The following is a 16,244-nucleotide window of genomic DNA, read 5'->3' as shown; positions in this document are numbered from 1 at the left end:
GGGCTCAGCCCTTGGTCCCGAGGTCGGCCGCCCACGGGTAGCCGAAGTACGTCATGGACGCCGGCGGGCCGGTCACCTTGCCGCCCAGCACGACGGTGGAGGGCACCTCGACCAGGGAGATCCACACCATGTCGGCGGTGAAGCGCCGCTGCAGCTCGATCACCTGCCCGGCGCGTGCGACCGGGTCGGTGGTCTGCAGGGCCTTGCCGACGAGCGTGTCGTACTCGGGCGAGCTGAAGCCGGCCCAGTTGTTGGAGGAGCCGGTGAGCGCGTTGTCGTAGAAGCCGATCGGGTCGCTCTTGGTGATGTACCAGTCGTCGGGCACCAGGTCGACCTGGGCCCGCTTGGCGGGGTCGGTGTAGAACGAGCCGAACTCCGCGCCGGGCACGGTCTTGATCTCCGCCTTGAGCCCGATCTTCTTGGCCGCGTCGAGGACGGCGTTGGCGATGACGTTGCGGGCCTGGTCGCCGTCGCCGGCCACGACGAACGGGGTCTGCGGGGAACCGGCTTCCTGCACGAGTTTCTTGGCGGCCTCCAGGTCGGGGCTGTCGGGCGCGCCCTGGAGCTCGTCGTATGCCTTCTGGAACGCCTGCCGCTCGTAGGACCAGGCGCCGGCCCCGACCGGCGTCTTCCACGGCCGGGCGAGTCCGGCAAATCCGGATTTGGCGATGCCGGCCCGGTCGATCGCCAGCGAGAGCGCCCGGCGGATCTTCGGGTCCTTCATCACGCCCTTGTCCGTGGGCAGCAGCACGAAGACCCGCGTGGTGGGGCCGTGGGCCACGGTGGCGCCCGACTTGGCCAGCGCCGCGGCGGGACCGGTCTCGCTGAGGTACGCGCCCTGGGCGGCTCCGGTGACCAGGCTGTTGACCAGCGCGCCGTCGTCACCCCACTTGAAGACGACCTGCTTGGTCAGCGGCTTGACCGCGGTGTTCCAGTAGGCGTCGTACCGTTCGATGACGACCTCGGCGCCGGACTTCCACGCGCCCAGCTTGTAGGGGCCGGAGCAGGCGTCGGGGTGGCCGGGCGTGCCGTACTCCTTGCCGAGCTTCTCCACGACCTTCCGGTTGAGCACGACGCCCGCGTCGCCGGCCATCGCCTGGGTGAACAGCGCGTTGGGCTTCTCGAACGTCACCGTGACCTGGTCGTCGCCGGTCTTGGCGACGGCGGCGACGTCCTCGAACTCGTCGGACTCGCTCATGCCCTTGCCCGCGTGCCGCTTGAGGCTCCACACCACGTCGTCGGCGGTCAGCGGGCTGCCGTCGTGGAAGGTGAGGCCCTTCTTGACGGTGAAGACGAGCTTGCCGGGGTCGGACTCGTCGAGCTTCTCGGCCAGCCACGGCTTGATCGTCATGTCGGGCTGCGTCTGCATGAGCCGCTCGCAGACGTTGGTCATGATCGTGCGGTTGGCGGTGCCGCCGTCGACGTCCAGGTCGAGCGTGCCCGGCTCCTCGCCGAGCAGCCAGACGGCCTGCTCCAGGGGGCCGGTGGCCTTGGGCGTCTGGTTGACCAGGGTCAGCCGGGATACGTCCGCGGTCTGGCCCGAGGTGGCGGCCTGGCCGCCGCAGGCCGCGGCCAGGCAGGCGAGCCCGGCCAGCGCGAGTGTCTTCTTCACAGGGACTCCGGTGCGTCGTAGAGGTTCCAGGGCACGACCTCGTAGTCGTGGTCGCAGGGGGTGCCGGCAGCGATCATGTAGTCGCCCGTGGTGAGGTCGACGCAGCTCGACAGCAGCGTGGCCCACCTCTTGACGGCGGGCTGGGCCTCGTCGGGGTGGGTACACAGGGACTCGGGGTAGCCGAGGTGGTCGGACATGGCCGATCTGATGCGCTTGCGCGCCTCAGCGGTTCCGGAGGACGCGTGTACGGCCCGCAGCCCCGTCTCGGCCCTCGGCACGCGGAACAGCGAGTCGGCCGAGCCGGGGCGGTAGGTGGCGGCGAGCTGGGGCGGGACGAACGCCTGGTAGTGGTTGCCGTGGACGAGCAGGCCGCCCTCGGGATACATCCAGCCGACCGCGCCCGGCGTGGTCTCCAGGTCGATGGCGAAGCCGTCGCGGTGGGTGATCAGCGCGTTGCTGGCGATGTGCGCCTTCGACTTGGTCAGCGCCTCCAGGGCGGCGTTGAGGTTGGGGCTGTCGAGCACCCGGCGCCGGATGAGCGTCTGCGGGACGCCCACGGCCGCGTCGAAGCGCCCGCCGAGCCCGTTGGCGTTGAGCGCGATGCCGGCGGAGCTGGCGCCCTGCCGGCCGACCTGGCCCGCCTCGACGTGCATGATGACCGTCGGGCGGCCGGGCTGGACCACCCTGAGCACCATGACCGTGTCGGCCACGGCGTGCCGCCAGTCCCAGTTCTGCCCGGCGTAGACGTGGCCGTCGCCGCTGGCCTCCTCCAGCAGAGCGAAGGAGGTGCAGCCGTCCGGCGGCTCCATGGTGGCGAACGTGCTGTCGTAGATGATCTCGCCGCGGGCGTTGAGCGCCAGGATGTCGAGGAAGCCGACGCCGGCGCCCTCGGCGATGCCGGTCATCTCCTCGACCAGCTCGGGGGCGAAGGCGGCGCTCGGCTCGACCCAGCGGGCCGCGCGCTCGGTCACCTGGCGCCAGGTCAGGCCGCTGGAGTGGCCGAACGCCTCGGCGTAGTAGGCCATGGCGCGGCCGATCTGCGCCCGGGCCTGCTCGCCGTACTGGCGGCCCCGGTCCCGCGGCGGGCCGGAGATCTCGACGAGGGGCAGGGAGGTGAGGCTCAATGGTGCTCCTTGGACCGGCCGGAGCCGTGTAACGTTCGTTTCAGCAGACCGCGAGTCTGTAGCGCGCGTTTCAGGACAGAGTAACGACCGCTACGAAGGAGTCAAGAGCCGTAATGGAAAATACACACAGCCCGATCGAGCAGCTCAGGGCCATGGTGAGACAGCTGTGGGACGAGCTGTCGCCGGCCGAGCGGGCCGTGTGCCAGTATGTCGTCTCCAATTCGCCCGAGCAGATCCTGTTCGCCAGCGCCAACGAGCTGGGCCGGGCCACCGGCACCAGCAACGCCACCGTCGTGCGCACGGTGCAGCGGCTCGGCTTCGACGGCCTGCCCGCCCTGAAGCGGGCCCTGGCCGGCGAATTCACCTCCGCGGTCGCCCCCGACGTACGCCTGCAGCAGCGCATCAGCCACGTCGGCCACGACCTGTCGGCCATCTGGTCACGCGTCTTCGACGAGGCCCGCGAGCGCATCGACCAGTGCCGCGCGCTCTGGGACGCCGACTCCTTCAAACGCGCCCTGGAACTCCTGGTCAACGCCTCCTCGACCCTCGTGTACGGCGTGGGCGCCTCGGAGCCCGCGGCCCGGCATCTCGCGCTCAAGCTGGGCCGCCGCGGCCACCGCGCCCGGACGAGCTCGGCCACCGGCTTCACGCTGGCCGACGACCTGCTCGCCCTCGGCCACGGCGAGGCCGTGGTGATCTTCCAGCCGGGGCGGCGGCTCAAGGAGATCACCGTGGTGATCGACCGGGCCCGCCAGGTCGGCGCCGGAGTCATCCTCATCTCCGATGAGCTGGGCGGCGCCTTCGCCGACCGGGTGGACGCCGTGCTGAACGCGCCCCACACGCCCACCGGCATCACCGCGGAACCCCTGACGGGCATGATCGTCGCCGACGCGCTCCTGCTCGCCATCGACTCCCTCGACGAGAATCGATCTGTCGAGCACTCTCACCAGCTCACCGCCCTGCGCGAGCAACTCCTGTCACCACCTCGTCCCGGCGACCGATAGCCTCCAGTCGTTAAAGGGACGGGCTCAGAAAGGTGTGCGCGCGTGATCGGCTGGTTCGAAGCTGTGGTCCTCGGCCTCATCCAGGGCCTGACGGAGTTCCTTCCGATCTCCTCCAGCGCGCACATCCGCGTGGCCGGAGAGCTCTTCGGCTGGCAGGACCCCGGCGCCGCCTTCACCGCCGTGATCCAGCTCGGCACCGAGACGGCCGTGCTGATCTACTTCCGCAAGGAGATCTGGCAGATCATCTCCACCTGGACGCGCTCCCTGTGGACGCCCGCGCTGCGCGGCGCCTTCCACGCCAGGATGGGCTGGTTCATCATCGCCGGATCCCTGCCCATCGGCGTGCTCGGCCTGCTGTTCAAGGACCAGATCGAGACCGTCTTCCGCGACCTGCGCATCATCGGCACCACGCTCATCGTCTTCGCGATCATCCTGTGGTTCGCCGACCGCACCGCCCGCAACAAGCTCACGCTGGAGCGCCACCTCAGCTTCACCCACGCCATCGTGTACGGCTTCGCCCAGTCGCTGGCCCTGATCCCCGGCGTCTCCCGCTCCGGCGGCACCATCACCGCCGGCCTCCTGCTCGACTACCGGCGTGAGGACGCGGCGAAGTACTCCTTCCTGCTGGCCATCCCGGCCGTGCTCTCGTCGGGCCTGCTGGAGGTGTTCGAGATCGGCGAGGGCCAGGCGCCCGCCTGGGGGCCGACGATCCTGGCCACGGTCATCTCGTTCGTCGTCGGGTACGCCGCGGTGGCCTGGTTCCTGAAGTACATCAGCACCCACCGCTTCACCGGCTTCGTCATCTACCGGATCCTGCTGGGCCTGCTCATCATCTTCCTGGTCACGACCGGCGTGATCGAGCCGCTTCCGCACTAGCTCCCGTAGCCCGGCGGGCGCACCGCCGGATGCCGGGCGGCCAGTTGCGCGGCCAGCCCGAGCAGGTGGGTCTCGCCGCCCGGCGGCGCGATGAGCTGCACCCCGATCGGCACGCCCGCCGAGTGGGTGGCGATCGGCACGGTCGCCGCGGGCCAGCCGCACATGTTCCACGGCCCGGTCACCGGCGCGTACCTGGCGTTGACCAGCACGTTGCGCAGCAGGCCGCGCTCGCCCCAGCGGTCGGCGCGCGGCGGCACCGCGGCCAGCGTCGGGGTGATGAGCACGTCGGCGTCCCCGAACCACTGGTCGGCGCCGTACCCCCGCCAGCGCTCGCGCCCCTTCGACCCGTCGAGCGTGAGCCTGGCCAGCAGCCGCCCGGCCCGGCCCAGGGCGCGGCTGCGCCGTTCCAGCCGGGCTCGGTCCAGGCCCTGGACCGCCGCGCCGGAGCGGGCCAGCCAGGCCGCGACCGTGGCGGGGCCCAGCCAGCCGGGCAGGCGCCGCGGGTGCTCCACGATCGTGTGCCCGGCCACGCGCAGCGTCTCGGCCGCCGCCTCCACCGCCGCGCGGAACTCCGCGTCCACCGCCATCCCCACCGGCAGCGGCTGCGGCGCGTAGGCCACCCGCAGCTCGAACAACCCGTCCTCGGCCGCCCGGATCGTCCGCGGCGCCGCCCAGCCCTCGTCGTCGTCCTCGGCCCAGATCGAGCGGAGCATCGGGCGCACCGGCTCGGTACGCGTGCCGGTGCGCCAGGACTCGGCCAGCCCCGGGTCGGCCGCCAGCACCGACAACGCCAGCGACAGGTCGGCCACGCTCCAGGCCACGGGCCCGTTCTCGGTCAGCCCGTCCCAGTCGTCGACCGGCGGCGGCACCACGCCGGGCCCCGGTTTCAGCGCCAGCACGCCGCAGCAGGCGCCCGGAATGCGCAGGGAGCCCATGCCGTCGTTGCCCAGGGCGATCGGGACCATCCCGGCCGCCACGGCCGCGGCGCTGCCGGAGGAGGAGCCGCCGGCCGTACGGGAGAGGTCCCAGGGGTTCCTGACGGTTCCGTACGCGCTGTCGCCGAAGCCGACCAGGCCCAGCTCGGGCATGTTGGTCAGGCCGACGATCACCGCGCCCGCCGCGCGCAGGCGGGCGACGGCCGGATGGTCCTCGGCCGCCGGGGCGTCGGAGGTGGCGCCGGAGCCGAGGCGGCAGGTCTCACCGGCGACGGCCAGGTTGTCCTTGACCGCCACCGGCACGCCCGCCAGCGGCAGGTCGGCCAGGTCGCGGCGTTTGCGCACGGCCCTGGCCTCCTCGACGGCACGCGCCCTGACCAGGCGGAACGCCTTGATCTTCGGGTCGCGTTCGGCGATGGCGCACAGATGTTCCTCGACCACGGTCTCCGGTGCGGCCTCGCCGTGCCGTACGGCTTGCGCGATCTCGACAGCGGACTTGCCTGCCCAAATCATGCATAAGAGTGTGCAGGTTTCTAACGTTCGGCGCGAGGCTCCCGCTTGGCTTCTTTCAAGGCCAGCCGTAGGGCGTACTCGATCTGCGCGTTGACGCTGCGCAGATCGTCGGCGGCCCACTTGGCGATCGCGTCGTACACGGCCGGATCCAGGCGGAGCAGGAGCTTCTTCTTCTCAGGCATACAGGCTGCCGGCGTTCACCACCGGCTGTGTCGCCCGGTCGCCGCACAGGACGACCAGAAGGTTGGAGACCATCTGCGCCTTGCGCTCCTCGTCGAGGTCCACCACGCCCTCAGCGGCCAGGCGGTCGAGGGCGAGCTGGACCATGCCGACGGCGCCCTCGACGATCTTGGTGCGGGCGGCGACCACCTGGGCGGCCTGCTGGCGCACCAGCATCGCCTGGGCGATCTCCGGGGCGTAGGCGAGGTGGGTGATGCGCGCCTCCAGCACCTCGACCCCGGCCAGCTCGGTGCGCTCGCGCAGCTCGCCGGTCAGCTCCTCGGCCACGCTGGTGCCGTCGCGCAGGCTGGTGCGGGAGTCGTCGTGGGAGTCGTACGGGTGGGTGGTGGCCAGGTGGCGCACCGCGGCCTCCGACTGGATGGCGACGTACTCCTCGTAGTCGTCGACCGCGAAGACCGCACGGGCGGTGTCGGTGACCTTGTAGACCACGACGGCGGCGATCTCGACCGGGTTGCCGTCGGCGTCGTTGACCTTGAGCTTCGCGGTCTCGAAGTTCCTGACCCGGAGCGTGACCCGGCGCTTGGTGGTCAGCGGCAGCACCCACTGCAGGCCGTTGTCGGTGACCGTGCCGACGTAACGGCCCAGGAACTGCACCACGTTGGCCTCGTTCGGGTTGATCACCGCGAACCCGGTGAGGACCAGCAGCGTCAGCGCCCCGAGCACCACGGCCAGGACCAGGCCCGCGGCCGTGCCGGACAGCGCCGAGAACCCCGCGACCGCGGCCAGGGCGATCGCCAGGATCAGGGCCAGGAAGCCGTTAAGGCGGAAGGCACGTCGTTCCATCGCGACTCCTTGCTATCGAAGTGATATCACCATGATAGCCCACGAGTCCTGTCGGCGGCGTTGCGTAGGCTCACCCGCGTGAACGCACGACCCTCGCTCGCCGTCGCCCAGCGCTCCTTGGGCGATCCGTCCCTCAGCTATCCGCTCCTGCCGCCCCTCACCCGTGGCTGCCCCGAGACCAGCACCCCTTCCGTGGCCTATCCGCTGGAGGTGGACTACGACTACGCCCGGGTGCCCGGGGATCTGTTCGCCCAGGCGCCCCTGCCGGACATCGCGCGATGGTCACCCCTGCTGCCGCCCCTGGCCGCGCCCACGCTGGGCGAGGGCGGCACGCCGCTCCTGGAGTTCGACGGGGTCTACGTCAAGGACGAGTCCCGCAACCCCACCTGGTCGCACAAGGACCGGCTCAACCGCGTCACCGTCAGCGCCGCCGTCACCACCGGGGCGCCCGGGGTGGTGGTCGCCTCCTCCGGCAACCACGGCGCCTCGGCCGCCGCCTACGCCGCGCGGGCCGGGCTGCCCGCCGTCGTTCTCGCCTCGGCCGAGTCGCCGCCCGTCGTGCAGACCTTCGTGCGGTCCTATGGGGCGAAGGTGCTGACCGTGCCGGCCGACAAGCGGTGGCCGTTGCTGCGGGAGATCGTGGACGAGCTGGGCTATCACCCGGTCAGCAACCAGAGCGTCACCCACACCGGGCACCCGTATGGGCCGGAGGGGTATAAGACCATTGCCTATGAGTTGTTCGCGCAGCTTGGGCGGGTTCCGGCGGCCGTGTTCACCCCGACCGGTTACGGAGAGCTGGTCTACGGGGTGTGGAAGGGGTTCGCCGAGCTGCTCCGGCTAGGGGTGGCCGCCGGCACGCCGGCCATCTTCACCTGTGAGCCCGCCGCCGGTGGGCCGACCGCGCGGGCGCTGGCGACCGGGGAGCCCGCCGTGATCGTTCCCGCCGGGCGCTCGGCCGCGTACGCCATCCTGTGCGACGTCGGCGGCCATCGCGGCGTCCGCGCCGTCCGCGACAGCGGCGGGCAGGCGCTGCTGGTGAGCGACGACGCCATGCGCGCCGCCCAGCGGGAGCTGGCCCTGCGGGGAGTCTGGCAGGAGCTGTCGGGCGCCGCCGGGCTGGCCGCCTTCCGCTCGCTGGGGCGGGCGTTCGACGGGCCGGTGGTGTGCGTGGCCACCTCCAGCGGGTTCAAGGATCTGGGGGTGGGCGAGCACCGGACCGAGGTGCTGGAGAACCCCACCTGGCGGGACGCTATCCACTCTCCTTGAGCCAGACCCGCAGCGCCCCGACCGGCGTGAACCCGTGGCGTTCGGCGGGCTCCACGTCGCTTTCGTAGCCGACCAGCGGCCGCCCGGGGAACAACCGGGCGGCCATGGCGAGCGCGCCCGCCCACGCGTCGTCCACGTCGCGACCGGCGGCGAAGACGTTCGAGACCCCGGCCACCCCGTCACCGGCGTTGAGCACGGCCCCGCAGACGATCTCGCCGTCCACCCGGCCCGCGAGCACCGCCGCCTCGGCCAGGATCGCGGGCCGGAACAGGTCGTTGTCCCGCCCGCCGTTCCAGGCGCGCTCCCAGGCGCGCAGATCGGCCGCGTCCTCGACCCGGCTCCAGTTCACCTCGCCGGGCAGGTCAGCGTCCACGGGCGCGTCCCGGTGGATCCACTGCGCCGCGAAAAGCACCTCGAACCCGCCGAACGGTTCCAGGGCGGCGAAGCTGTCCTTCACCGAGGCCCAGGGGCCCGCGTCGATGCCATCGAGCACGTCCGCGGCCGTGGCGGCCGGGTCGAGGGTGACCGCGTCCGGGTAGTAGGGCGGCGTGCGCCGCGCGCTACGCCACACCCTGGCGCCGAACTCCCCCGTGACACCGTGGGCACGGGACATCAGGTCGCACCACTCGGCGTTGTTGCGTGCCGCCGCCAGTGCCCGGGGGTCCGTCATGTGCCCATTATCCGGGCTTTCGTGTGACGTGTGGGGGCCGCGGTGAGGGGGTCCTCGGGCCACGGATGCTTCGGATACCGCCCCCGGAGCTCCGCCCGGACCGCCTTGTAGCCCTCCCGCCAGAACGACGCGAGATCCGCCGTCACCGCCGCCGGACGCCCCGCCGGCGAGAGCAGGTGGATGACCAGGGGCACCCCCGCGACCTTCGGCGCCTCCTGCCAGCCGAACAACTCCTGCAGCTTGACCGCCAGCACCGGCTGCTCACCCGAGTAGTCGACCCGGATCCTGGACCCGCTGGGCACCTCGATCCGCTCCGGCGCCACCCCCTCCAGCCGCTCGCTCCACGGGATCAGCCGCCTGAGGGCGCCGGCCACGTCGATCCGCGTCAGGTCGGCCCGCCTGCGCGCCCTCGACAGCTCCGGCTCCAGCCACTGATCGGCCAGGTCGAGCAGCGCCTGGTCGTCCACGGCCGGCCAGGGCGCCCCGATCGCCCGGTGGCAGAACTCCATCCGCCGGCGCAGGGCGGTGGCCTCGGGGGTCCAGCTGAGCACGCCCTCGGTCCGCAGGCCGTCCAGCAGCGCCTGCCTGACATCGGCGTCCTTCAGCGGCGACGACGCCACCTCGATCGCCCCGATCCGTTCGACCCGCCGGGCCACCACGTCTCCGTACCGCTCCCCCGGCGGCACCCGCCAGGCCACCTCGTCCTCGACGGTGACGCCGAAGGCCGCCCGCGCGATCTCCTCGTCGATCACCGCCGCCTGCCTGATGCGCGTTCTGGGCGAGCCGAGCGGCCGATCCGTCACCGCGACCGCCAGCCACTCGACCCCCTCGAGCCGCGACCCGCCGAGAAGCTCCGCCTGGGTCCCCGAGGCCATCAGATACGCCTGACCCTGCCGCCGCGCCACCCGCTCGGGAAAGGCCAGCGCCACGGTCAGCCCGGCCACGGCGTCCCGCACCCGTCCCGGTTCGCGTACGGCCGGCGCCAGGCGGTTCACCTCCTGCCGCCAGCGCGGCAGGGCGCCGCGGCGGGCCGAGCGCCAGACCTCGGCCAGGTCGTCGGAGGCGTCCCTGGGAAGCTGGTCCGACAGCAGCGCCACCACCTCGGCGGCATCGGGACCGGCGTCGAGAAGGGCCCTGGCCAGGCGCGGATGCACCCCTGCCCGGGCCATCCGCAGGCCACGTTCGGTCACGGTCCGGCCGGCCAGCGCCCCGAGGGTCGCAAGGACGCGGGCGGCGGCCGACATCGCGGCGGGCGGCGGCGGGTCGAGCAGACGCAGGCCGGAGGCGTCCGGGCTGCCCCAGCACGCGGCCTGCAGGGCGAACCCGGTCAGGTCGGCCAGGGCGATCTCGGGCCGTGGCTGGTCGGGCAGGCGTTCGTGCTCGGCTTCGCTCCAGCATCGGTAGACGACGCCGGGCGCTTCGCGGCCGGCCCGGCCGGCGCGCTGGACGGCGGCGGCCTTCGCGGCCCGGATCGTCGTCAGGGAGCCCAGCCCGCGGGCGTGGTCAGTGCGCGGCTCCCGAGCCAGCCCGGAGTCGACCACGACCCGGACCCCGGGCACGGTCAGGCTGGACTCGGCCACCGACGTGGCCAGCACCACCCGCCGGGCCGTACCGGGCGAGAGGACCGCGTCCTGGACCCGCGCCGGCGCCTGCCCGTGCACCTGGAGCACCTCGGCGGGCAGATCCCCGGCGAGCATCCCGGCCACTTTGGCGATCTCGCCGACGCCGGGCAGGAAGCACAGCACGTCCCCCTGCTGCTCGGCCAGCGCCCGCCGTACCGTCGCCGCGACGTGGGCCAGCAGCGCGGGGTCGACGCGCAACCCGTGCGGCGGGGCGACGGGGCGGGGCGGCGGCGCCCACATCGTCTGGACGGGGTGCATGGCGCCGGAGGCGGTCACGACGGGCGCGTCGCCCAGGAGCCGGGCCAGCGGGGCGGCGTCCGCGGTGGCGGAGGTGGCCAGCAGGCGCAGGTCCGGGCGGAGGGTGTCGCGCACGTCGAGCAGGAAGGCGAGGGCGGTGTCGGCGTCCAGGTGGCGTTCGTGGCATTCGTCGAGGATGACCACGTCCACGCCGGGCAGTTCCTGGTCGCGCTGGAGGCGCTGCAGGAGGACTCCGGTGGTGACGACCTCGACCATGGGGTTGCGGCCGGTCCGGCGCTCGCCTCTGATCGTGTAGCTCGCCCCCATCCGGCGGGCGGCAGCGCGTACGGCCAGCCGTCGCGGCTCGGCGACCAGCACCCGCGCCCCCTGCCCGGCCAGCGCCAGCGGGACCACGGTGGTCTTGCCGGTGCCGGGCGGGGCGGTGAGGACGGCGCTGCCGTACCGCTCGAGGGCGGCCGAGAGCTCGGGCAGCGCCTCGGTGATCGGCAGATCGGGCAGCGCGGATTCAGCCATGGGCGGGCACGGCGAGCTCCGAGGCGGCGACGATCGAGTCGATGAGCCCGGGGAACCGGGCGTCGAGGTCGGCGCGGCGCAGGCTGAGCAGGCGTTCGCGGCCGTTCACCCGGGTCCGGGTGACCCCGGCCTCGCGCAGGGCGCGGTAGTGGTGCGACAGCGTGGACTTGTGGATGTCCAGGTCGTCGCCGGCGGTCGAGCACGACAGCTCCGAGCCGTCGGCGAGCTTCCTGACCAGCTCCAGTCGCACCGGATCGCCCAGCACCCGGAGCACGTCCGTGAGCTGGATGTCCGCGGTGGCGGGGTGGGGTGGCTGGCGCATATCGCCCACTCTACTTCAGTTTGATTGTTTGACAACCATCCAACATTGATGCCAGCGTAGGCGGAGTGAATTCCAGGCTTTATCCCCTTGCTGTGGGTAATTTCGCCATTGGCACGGGCATGTTCGTCACCGCCGGACTCCTGCCCCCGATCTCCCAGAACCTGCACATCTCCGTCGCCGCCGCCGGGCAGATCGCGACCGTGTTCGCCCTGGCCTACGCCATCCTGTCACCGGTGCTGGCGGCGCTCACCGCCCGCCTGCCGCGCAAGCGGCTGCTCGTGATCGCGCTCAGCGTGTTCATCCTGGGCAACCTGCTGACCGCCATCGCCCCGACCTACCCGTTGATCATGGCGACCCGGGTCATCGCGGCGGCGGGAGCGGCCATGTTCACGCCGACGGCCTCGGGGGTGGCCAATGCGCTGACCTCGCCCGAACGCCGGGGCAGAGCGCTGGCGCTGGTGATGGGCGGATTGACGGTCTCCTCGGCGCTGGGCGTGCCGCTCGGCACCTGGCTCGGCGCGTCCGCCGGCTGGCGGGCGACGATCTGGCTGGTGGTGGGGCTGGGCGTGCTCGGGTTGATCGGGGTGGCCGCGGTGGTGCCCGAGGTGGTGATCCCCTCCTCCGGCCGGCTGCGCGCCCGCTTCGCCCCGCTGGCCGACCGGCGGGTGTCCGCCGTGCTGATCACCCAGTTGCTGATGTTCTCGGCGGGATTCACCGCCTACACCTACATCGGCTCGCTGCTCGACCTGTCGCTGCCCGCCGTCCTGTGGGCGTGGGGCCTCGGCGGGATCGTCGGCAACCAGCTCGGCGGGCGCTTCACCGACGCGTACGGGCCGCGCCGCATGGTGTTCCTGAGTCTCGGCGCCGCCACCGTCTTCCTCGCCCTGACCCCGGTCGCGAACCTGGCGTTGCCGGTCGCCCTGGTCTGGGCCTTCCTCTGGGGCGCCGTGGGCTGGCTGATCGCGCCCGCGCAGCAGTACCGGACCGTCGCCGCCGTCCCCGACAGCGTGCCGGTCGGCCTGGGCCTGCTGTCATCGGCGCAGTACGTGGGGGTGTTCGTGGCCGGCGTCACCGGCGGCCTCGCCCTCGAGTGGTACGGCAGAGCGGGCGTCATCGTGCTCGCCACCGCCTTCGGTGCCATCTCGCTGCTCTTCACCGCGGTCACCTATCGCCGCGCTCCCGCTCAGGTGGCCACTGCGCGGTGAAGACCTTCCTGGCATGCTCGACCAGCGCGCGGGCGGCCGGGCTCACGGGCTGGTCGGTCCGCCAGGCCAGCCCCATCTGACCGCGCATGGCGGGCTCCTCGATCTCCAGCACGTGCAGGTCGTCGTGCCGGGAGACCGCCGAGCGCGGCAGGATCGCCACCCCGAGGCCGTGCGCGGCCAGCTTGGCCAGGAAGTACGGCTCACTGGCCTCGAACGCCACCTGCGGGCGGAACCCGGCGCTCAGGCAGGCCGCCTCGACCACCGACCGCAGCCCGGTGCCCGGCGGCAGCGTGATCAGGGTCCGGTCGCGCAGTTCGGCCACCGTGAGCCGGTCACGCCCGTCGAGCTCGCCGCCCCGCCGTACCGCGGCCACCACCGCCTGGTCGATGACCACCTGGGTCTCCACCCCCGGCGGCAGCGGCGCCCCGAGCCCGAGCAGCGCCAGGTCCACCTGCCCGGCGGCCAGCGACTCCGTGAGGCTGACGGGGTCCATCTCGTTGAGCGTGATCTCCACCGCCGGATGGGCGTGATGGAAGCCGGCCAGCAGCCCCGCCAGGTCGAGCGCCCAGGGCGCGGTGACCACGGCCATGACCACCCGCCCGCGCAGCAGCCCGGTGAACTCGGCTACGACGTCCCGCGCCCCAGAGGCCGCCCACAACGCCGCCCGCGCGTACGGCAGCACCGCCGTGCCCACCTCGGTCAGCGCCACGTTGCGCCCGCTCCGGTCGAACAGCGGCTGCCCGAGCTCCCGCTCCAGCCGTTTGATCTGCGCGCTGATCCCGGGCTGCGCCACGTGCAGTCTGGCCGCTGCCTTGGTGAAACCGCCCTCGTCGACCACGGCCACGAAATATTCGAGCTGCCGAAGCTCCATAACTGTCGATTATAGCTGTGAGAAGAACCTGCTCTTGGACTTATGGATCCTGTCCGGGGCACGCTGACGTCATGGCCAGAAGAATCACTCCAGAATCCGATATTTACGACAGCGAGCGCCTCGGCTACCAGCGCTCCTCCAGCCACAAGCCCGACCTGATCTTCCCCGCGGAGACCGCCGCCGACGTGCGTGAGGCGGTGGCCCACGCCGCCGCGCACGACCTGCCCGTCGCCGTCCAGGCCACCGGCCACGGCCTGGCCCGGGCGGCCGAGGGCGGCGTCCTGATCACCACCGGCCGCCTGAACGCCGTCCACGTGAACCCGCAGACCCGCACCGCCCACATCGAAGCCGGCGCCCCGTGGTCCACGGTGATCGAGGCCGCCGCCGTACACGGCCTGGCGCCGCTGTCCGGCAGCGCGCCCGCCGTGGGCGCCGCCTCCTACACGCTCGGCGGCGGCATCGGCCTCATGGCCCGCACGTACGGCTACGCCGCCGACCACGTCCGCGCCGTCGACGTCGTCACCGCCGACGGCGAATCCCACGTGGCCACCCCGGACCACGACGCCGACCTGTACTGGGCGATGCTCGGCGGCCGCGGCGCCATCGGCATCGCGACCTCCCTGGAGATCGACCTGGTGCCGGTCACGACGCTGTACGGCGGAGCGTTGCTCTTCGACACCTTCGACGCCGTCCACGCCTGGCGGGAGTGGCTGGCGCACGTCCCGGAGGAGATGACCAGCTCGGTGGCGGTGATCCCCTTCCCGGACGGCCGCCGCCGCACGCAGGTCCGCATCGCCTACCTGGGTGAAGACGGCGACAGCCTGATCGCCCCGCTCCGGCGGCACCAGCCGCTGACGGACACGGTGAAGGACATCCCGTACACGGCGACGGCGACGATCCACAACGACCCGACCGAGCCCGCCGCCTACCAGTCCTCCCACACCCTGCTACGCGAACTGCCCGCCGAAGCGGTAGAGGTGGCCAGGAACCAGACGACGAACGTGGTGGAGATCCGCCACCTGGGCGGAGCCCTGTCCCGCCCGGTCAGGCCCAACGCGATCGGCAACCGGGACGCCCATTTCCTGTACGGCATCGTGACAAGGGGCCCAGAGGTTCCGCCGGTCCACGAGAAGACGGCAGAAGCCCTGGAGGAATGGTCGACGGGCGGCCACGCGCTGAACTTCCTGTACGCGGCCCACGCCACCCCCGAAGCGGTCAGGACGGCCTTCGACCCGGAGACGTACCAACGCCTCCGGGCCCTGAAGGCCACCTACGATCCGGCCGACCTGTTCCGCCACACCCACGTGATCGAAGGGCCGTAACGGCGCGCAACCACGTCCGACGTGAGAAGCGACCCCCACGATCGGCGTAAACCCACGTCGGCGGGTGGCGGGGGCGGCGGCTACGCCGTAAAGAATCAGACTCCGATGGGGTGCCAGACGGTCTTGGTTTCCAGGAAGTGGGTCATGCGGGAAATACCAGGATCCGCCGAGTGGTCCTCGTCGGACGCGCGCCGCACCCGCTTGAGGTTCTCCGCCGCCTCCTGCTCGCACGTGAGCGCCAGGTCGGCATCCTCGACCCCGCCGAGGTCCAGCCCGTTGACGTCCATGTGCGCCGCCAGCCACGGGGCCAGCTCGCGCTGATGCCCGGTGAGGAGGTTGACCACTCCGCCCGGCAGGTCGGACGTGGCCAGCACCTCGGCCAGCGTGATCGCGGGCAGCGGCGCGCTCTCCGAGGCCACCACGACGCAGGTGTTCCCGGTGACGATCACCGGCGCGATCACCGACACCAGCCCGAGCAGCGGGTCGGCGGGCGCGACGACCGCGACCACCCCGGTCGGCTCCGGCGTCGAGAGGTTGAAGTACGGCCCGGCCACCGGATTGGCCGCCCCGCGGACGGCCGCGATCTTGTCCGACCACCCGGCGTACCACACCAGCCGGTCCACGGCCGCGTCCACCCTCTCGGCCGCGGCCTTCTTGGGCCCGCCCAGTTCCTCGGCGAACTGCGCCCGGCGCCCCTCCAGCATCTCGGCGACGCGGTAGAGGATCTGCCCCCTGTTGTACGGCGTGGCCGCCGACCACCCGGGGAACGCCTTGCGGGCGGCGACCACGGCGTCACGGGCGTCCTTGCGCGATGCCCTGGCCGCGTTGGCCACGAACTCGCCCTTGGCCGTGGTCACGACGTAGGACCTTCCACTCTCGGATCGCGGGAACGCCCCGCCGATGAACAGCTTGTAGGTCTTGCGGACGGCCAGCCTACTCATCGCCGCGCCCCCTCCACGTGATCTCCTGGGTCAGCTGCACAGGAGCGAAGATCTGACCGCATCGGCTGACGCCGCAGCGGTGTGCGAACCAGCCGGTGCGCGCGGGACGCCCGGCCCTGGCGAAGCCGTGGCCCCGGGTGGCCTGCGCGCGGCGGGCTCTGCGTTTG

The 16,244-nt window shown here is 72.3% G+C and carries 15 protein-coding genes; 5 read left to right on the top strand and 10 right to left on the bottom strand.

All coding sequences use genetic code 11. The features are described from left to right. Positions 1-4 precede the first annotated feature (4 nt). Both FVE25_RS22365 and FVE25_RS22360 read right to left on the bottom strand, forming a co-directional pair. Complete coding sequence (locus tag FVE25_RS22365) at positions 5-1,612, bottom strand: ABC transporter substrate-binding protein (protein WP_157248941.1); 1,608 nt, start codon at positions 1,610-1,612, stop codon at positions 5-7. Continuing rightward, positions 1,609-2,736 carry a C45 family autoproteolytic acyltransferase/hydrolase gene (locus FVE25_RS22360; protein ID WP_157248940.1) on the bottom strand — a complete coding sequence of 376 codons (1,128 nt, stop codon included), beginning with the start codon at positions 2,734-2,736 and terminating at the stop codon, positions 1,609-1,611. Before FVE25_RS22360 ends, FVE25_RS22365 begins: the two co-directional genes overlap by 4 nt. Positions 2,737-2,849: 113 nt before the next feature. On the opposite strand from FVE25_RS22360, the gene FVE25_RS22355 reads away from it, so the two are divergent. Beyond that, entirely contained in the window at positions 2,850-3,740 is an 891-nt protein-coding gene (locus FVE25_RS22355) for a MurR/RpiR family transcriptional regulator (RefSeq protein ID WP_157248939.1), read from the top strand. A gap of 42 nt (positions 3,741-3,782) precedes the next feature. After that, positions 3,783-4,616 carry an undecaprenyl-diphosphate phosphatase gene (locus FVE25_RS22350; RefSeq protein WP_157248938.1) on the top strand — a complete coding sequence of 278 codons (834 nt, stop codon included), beginning with the start codon at positions 3,783-3,785 and terminating at the stop codon, positions 4,614-4,616. Here FVE25_RS22350 and FVE25_RS22345 read toward each other — a convergent pair. Genes FVE25_RS22345 through FVE25_RS22340 form a run of 3 tightly spaced genes read right to left on the bottom strand, consistent with a single transcriptional unit; the run spans position 4,613 to position 7,087 of the window. Next, complete coding sequence (locus FVE25_RS22345; RefSeq protein WP_157248937.1) at positions 4,613-6,064, bottom strand: amidase; 1,452 nt, start codon at positions 6,062-6,064, stop codon at positions 4,613-4,615. The genes FVE25_RS22350 and FVE25_RS22345 overlap by 4 nt on opposite strands. Positions 6,065-6,084: 20 nt before the next feature. Continuing rightward, the gene (locus FVE25_RS53920; protein ID WP_181019669.1) at positions 6,085-6,246 is read right to left on the bottom strand and encodes a type II toxin-antitoxin system antitoxin; all 162 of its coding nucleotides are present in this window, start codon (positions 6,244-6,246) and stop codon (positions 6,085-6,087) included. Continuing rightward, a complete protein-coding gene (locus tag FVE25_RS22340; protein WP_157248936.1) occupies positions 6,239-7,087 on the bottom strand; it encodes an SPFH domain-containing protein in 849 nt (282 codons plus the stop codon). Before FVE25_RS22340 ends, FVE25_RS53920 begins: the two co-directional genes overlap by 8 nt. A 78-nt stretch (positions 7,088-7,165) precedes the next feature. On the opposite strand from FVE25_RS22340, the gene FVE25_RS22335 reads away from it, so the two are divergent. Beyond that, positions 7,166-8,353, top strand: a complete 1,188-nt coding sequence (locus FVE25_RS22335; RefSeq protein WP_157248935.1) for a threonine synthase — start codon at positions 7,166-7,168, stop codon at positions 8,351-8,353. On the opposite strand, the gene FVE25_RS22330 is transcribed toward FVE25_RS22335, so the two are convergent. The 3 genes from FVE25_RS22330 to FVE25_RS22320 are packed head-to-tail and all read right to left on the bottom strand — an operon-like array spanning position 8,337 to position 11,738. After that, the gene (locus FVE25_RS22330; RefSeq protein ID WP_157248934.1) at positions 8,337-9,023 is read right to left on the bottom strand and encodes a hypothetical protein; all 687 of its coding nucleotides are present in this window, start codon (positions 9,021-9,023) and stop codon (positions 8,337-8,339) included. The genes FVE25_RS22335 and FVE25_RS22330 overlap by 17 nt on opposite strands. Further along, positions 9,020-11,416 carry an ATP-dependent helicase HrpB gene (gene hrpB / locus FVE25_RS22325; protein ID WP_157248933.1) on the bottom strand — a complete coding sequence of 799 codons (2,397 nt, stop codon included), beginning with the start codon at positions 11,414-11,416 and terminating at the stop codon, positions 9,020-9,022. The genes FVE25_RS22330 and hrpB overlap by 4 nt, the downstream gene beginning before the upstream one ends. Further along, a complete protein-coding gene (locus tag FVE25_RS22320; protein WP_157248932.1) occupies positions 11,409-11,738 on the bottom strand; it encodes an ArsR/SmtB family transcription factor in 330 nt (109 codons plus the stop codon). The genes hrpB and FVE25_RS22320 overlap by 8 nt, the downstream gene beginning before the upstream one ends. 92 nt (positions 11,739-11,830) lie before the next feature. Between FVE25_RS22320 and FVE25_RS22315 the strand changes: the two genes are divergently transcribed. Continuing rightward, the gene (locus FVE25_RS22315) at positions 11,831-12,943 is read left to right on the top strand and encodes an MFS transporter (RefSeq protein WP_157248931.1); all 1,113 of its coding nucleotides are present in this window, start codon (positions 11,831-11,833) and stop codon (positions 12,941-12,943) included. Here the strand turns inward: FVE25_RS22315 and FVE25_RS22310 are convergent. Beyond that, positions 12,900-13,814 (bottom strand): LysR family transcriptional regulator, encoded by a 915-nt coding sequence (locus FVE25_RS22310; protein ID WP_157248930.1) that lies wholly within the window; start codon positions 13,812-13,814, stop codon positions 12,900-12,902. The genes FVE25_RS22315 and FVE25_RS22310 overlap by 44 nt on opposite strands. A 71-nt stretch (positions 13,815-13,885) precedes the next feature. On the opposite strand from FVE25_RS22310, the gene FVE25_RS22305 reads away from it, so the two are divergent. Further along, positions 13,886-15,136: an FAD-binding oxidoreductase gene (locus FVE25_RS22305; protein WP_157248929.1), complete on the top strand. Its 1,251-nt coding sequence runs from the start codon at positions 13,886-13,888 to the stop codon at positions 15,134-15,136. A 95-nt stretch (positions 15,137-15,231) separates the two neighbouring features. Here FVE25_RS22305 and FVE25_RS22300 read toward each other — a convergent pair whose 3' ends face one another. Beyond that, on the bottom strand, positions 15,232-16,077 hold the full coding sequence (locus FVE25_RS22300) for an aldehyde dehydrogenase family protein (RefSeq protein WP_157248928.1): 846 nt from the start codon (positions 16,075-16,077) through the stop codon (positions 15,232-15,234). Positions 16,078-16,244: the final 167 nt, after the last annotated feature.

Origin of the sequence: Nonomuraea typhae (assembly GCF_009760925.1) — a bacterium.
GTDB lineage: Bacteria > Actinomycetota > Actinomycetes > Streptosporangiales > Streptosporangiaceae > Nonomuraea > Nonomuraea typhae.
The sequence above is the reverse complement of the archived record's forward strand: the minus strand, read 5'-3'. Positions and strand labels throughout refer to the sequence as shown.